Source organism: uncultured Tessaracoccus sp., from assembly GCF_947255005.1.
In the GTDB taxonomy this organism is placed as follows: Bacteria; Actinomycetota; Actinomycetes; order Propionibacteriales; family Propionibacteriaceae; genus Arachnia.
The window spans coordinates 1-2,525 of record NZ_CAMYFI010000134.1; the positions used below are offsets into that span (position 1 = coordinate 1).

A 2,525-nucleotide genomic window follows, 5' to 3' on the forward strand; every position below is an offset into this window, starting at 1 on the left:
GCGATGTACCGCTGCGCGGCCGCGTTGCTCTGCTGCAGCGCCTGGTTACAGGCGGACACGATGTCGGAGGCAGCGGTGGCGGGTGCATCGTCGGTGCCAGGAGTGAGCGCGACGATGGCCCCCGACCCATCGACGGTCACGGAAGCGCCCCTGGGCCCATGCCCGACGTACTGCGCGTCGGCGAGTTTGAGGAGTTCAGCGACTTCCGGGCGATTGAAGGTTTCGTCCCATTCGGCATCCATGCCACGAATTCAAGCACATTGGTGGGGTGAAGCGACGGGAGTTGCACCCCCTCGGCCTTTAGGGTTGCAAACGTGACTGATTTCAAGGTGGTTGCCGACGAACTCAACCAGGCGTCGGACAGTTTTCAGCAAAACAGCAGCGCCGCGCAGACGCTCGCAGGCGCGCTCTCGTCGATCTCTCTGGGGGCGGGTGATTTCGGGCGGATACCTGGTCAGAGCGGCCTCTACCTCGCCTACCGCGCGAACCAGAATCAGTGCATGAAGACGCTGCGTGAGGTCAGCAATTCCTTGAAGGAAGTGTCGGCCGGGCTCAGCGAGACGTCGAACACGTACGACGACATGGAGCGTCAAGCCGTCGAACTGTCCCAGCGATACTTCTCGGAGATCTGATGTCAGCCCACACCCAGCAAGTCTCATCCGCATTCGCTGCCCCCGCGCCAGTGCAGGGGGCCATGGCCGCCGCTCGAATGGGGGTCACCACCGCCACCAGACTCATCGTCGGAGAGCCGGAGAAGCTGCAGGGCGCGGCGCCGATGTTCGAAACCATCGGCGGCCAGGTGGCGCAGCTCGCCAGCCAGGCACGCAGCGCTGCGTCGGGGATTGCCAGCTGGGACGGCCACGCTCGCGAGGCGTTCAACAACAAGGTGGAGCGCATCGGTTCGCAGCTCGACAGCTTGGAGCCGACGTTTTCGCAGATCACCCAGCTGCTGAACCAGGCCGCCAACACGAGTATCCAGGCCGCCAATTCGATTGCGACGCTGGTGCGCTCCATCGTGACGGCCGTCACCACCGCGTACCACACGGCGAAGGCCGCTGCGGTCAAGACGTTGGGGGCCGCGCTCGCGAAGTGGCTCGTGTGGGCAATCCAGCAGGCCGCACGGCTGTTACAGATGGTGATTCAGATGGCCAACAACGCGGCGAAGATTCTCGACGCTATCGGGAAGACCATCGACCGCGTGAAAGACATCGCCCGCAATGTCGGCGAGCGGTTGCTAGACCTGTGCCGAACCCTCGGCCTGCCTGAGAAGGCGCGAAAGCTCGCAGACGTTGCCTTGAACAAGGGCAAGGAAATCTGGGAGAGCGCCGAGTACAAGTACAGTGATGACGAGGAATTCCGCCCGGGTGAGGGTGGACGTCGCGGACGATGGAGCGAGCGCTCGTTCGGCGACCACGACGACCTGAAGGATTTCAAACCCACCTCTCCGGATGTCAAGGTCAAGTTGATGGAGGGTGAGAGGAACTTCGGCTTCCACCGCGAAGGCGAGCTCCGGGGCGAACATGACCTTGGGAATGGCAACACCATCTCCGGCGGCATCAAGGGTGAAGTCAGGGAGCTGAAGATCGACGGCAGCGTGTACGCCGGTAACAAGGGCATCGGCGCTGAGGGGTCGGTGTTCCGCGGTGTGCGGGCGTCCGCAGATGGCAGCGTCAGCACACTGGGCGGACACGCCTCTGTGAACGCGGAAGGTGCCGCGTCGATTTCTGGAGAGGTCGATGGCAAAGTCGCGGTCGGGCGTGATGGTGCGCAGGCGACGGCTGGGGCGTTCGCTGGCGCCAAGGCCGAGGGCTCCGTCGGAGGCGAGGTTGCCGGTGTGGGTGCCACCGCGAAGGGAGAGGCCTGGGCGGGCGTCGGTGCTGAAGTGGACGGCAAGCTGAAGTGGGACGACGGCAAGTTGCAGGTTGGTCTCGGCGTCGGTGCGGGCGTCGGTGTGGGCGGCAAGGTTGGTGGCGAGATCACCATCGAGCCGGCCAAGACGGTGGACGCGGTGAAGTCGGCGGGCGGCGCCGTCGTCGATTATTTCAAGGGCAAGTAGGCTGTGAACGATGAGTGACACAATCGAGTTTGAGCTCCCCAACGCGATGTGGGAGCCGGCGCAGCCCGAGGCTGGTCAGATGTTCAACGCGATGCGGGTAGGGGAGTTCCAGTACTTTCGGCCCAACATCAGTGGTGACATGGCGGAGCTGCAGCCCGAGGCCTCCCTCGAAGATGCCGTGGCGAACGTCAGCCAGCGCCTGCAGGCACTGGACCCGTCGGCGCAGGTGGTGAAGCGCTCAGTCGACGAGGCCGAGGGTTCCGCACTGCAGCAGGTGGATCTCAGCGTGCAGGTGGCGCCCGAGGTTCGGCGCAACATCTCGCAGGCCCAGGTGTTCACGGTGCTGGAAGACGAGGAGTCCGACCGCCGCATGGTGCTGTGCCTGATGCTCACCGCCGAAAGCGACACCCTCGACGACTACCTCGAAGACTTCCAAGCCTTCATCCAGAGCGTCCACGCTGCCTGACTG

General features: G+C 64.2%; 4 protein-coding genes. 3 read left to right on the forward strand and 1 reads right to left on the reverse strand.

All coding sequences use genetic code 11. From position 1 onward, the window contains the following. A partial coding sequence (locus tag Q0X61_RS13270; protein ID WP_297743371.1) for a hypothetical protein occupies positions 1–242 on the reverse strand: 242 nt, incomplete at its 3' end. A gap of 72 nt (positions 243–314) precedes the next feature. Between Q0X61_RS13270 and Q0X61_RS13275 the strand changes: the two genes are divergently transcribed. Genes Q0X61_RS13275 through Q0X61_RS13285 form a run of 3 tightly spaced genes read left to right on the forward strand, consistent with a single transcriptional unit; the run spans position 315 to position 2,522 of the window. Next, positions 315–632, forward strand: coding sequence for a hypothetical protein (locus Q0X61_RS13275; protein ID WP_297743372.1), 318 nt, complete (start codon positions 315–317; stop codon positions 630–632). After that, positions 632–2,056 carry a WXG100 family type VII secretion target gene (locus Q0X61_RS13280; protein ID WP_297743374.1) on the forward strand — a complete coding sequence of 475 codons (1,425 nt, stop codon included), beginning with the start codon at positions 632–634 and terminating at the stop codon, positions 2,054–2,056. The genes Q0X61_RS13275 and Q0X61_RS13280 overlap by 1 nt, the downstream gene beginning before the upstream one ends. 10 nt (positions 2,057–2,066) lie before the next feature. After that, positions 2,067–2,522, forward strand: coding sequence for a hypothetical protein (locus Q0X61_RS13285; RefSeq protein WP_297743376.1), 456 nt, complete (start codon positions 2,067–2,069; stop codon positions 2,520–2,522). Positions 2,523–2,525: the final 3 nt, after the last annotated feature.